This is a genomic window from Rhizobacter sp. P1_G5, from assembly GCF_056405435.1.
The window spans coordinates 1-679 of sequence record NZ_JBFUCB010001161.1 but is presented as its reverse complement, the minus strand read 5'-3'; the positions used below and the strand labels follow the sequence as shown (position 1 = coordinate 679).

At 66.4% G+C, this 679-nt stretch carries 1 protein-coding gene; it reads right to left on the bottom strand.

Annotated elements, in window-relative coordinates; all coding sequences use genetic code 11:
• Positions 1 to 679 (bottom strand): VCBS domain-containing protein (locus tag AC1D12_RS34735; protein WP_477845588.1); only part of this gene is annotated, 679 nt, incomplete at both ends.

The window sequence follows — 679 nt, the reverse complement described above, 5'->3', positions numbered from 1 at the left end:
AGCGTGAAGGTGCCGTAGGTGCCGGCRGTGGCMGKCTGRGCCTGGAACACGGCCTGGCCGTTGTCGATGTCGGCGACGGACAGGGTGCCGCCGGTSGTCAGRTTGCCGGMGCCGTTGACMGCRGTGTCTTCCGTGACGGAGCCGGTATTGGYACCRGAGATCACYGCGACGTCGTTGGTGCCCTKGATGGTGACTGTGACGCTCGATGAGGTTCCGTCGGCGCTCTTGACGGTGAACGTCTCGGTCAGCGACTGATCGGCACGCAGAGCCTGGATCGTGGCGTTGCTGTTCGCCGCTGCGTAGGTCCACGTGCCATCGGTGGCAAGCGTGAAGGTGCCGTAGGTGCCAGCAGTGGCTGTCTGAGCCTGGAACACGGCCTGGCCGTTGTCGAYGTCGGCGACGGACAGGGTGCCRCCGGTGGTCAGRTTGCCGGMGCCGTTGACMGCSGTGTCTTCSGTGACGGARCCSGAGGTGGCGCCGGAGATGACAGCGGYGTCGTTCGTGCCCTGGATGGTGACCGTGACGCTCGACGAGGTCCCATCRGCGCTCTTGACGGAGAAGGTCTCGGTCAGCGACTGATCAGCGCGCAGCGCCTGAACCGTGGCGTTGTTGTTGGCAGCGGCGTAGGTCCAGGTGCCGTCGGTGGCAAGGGTGAAGGTGCCGTAGGTGCCCGCTGTGG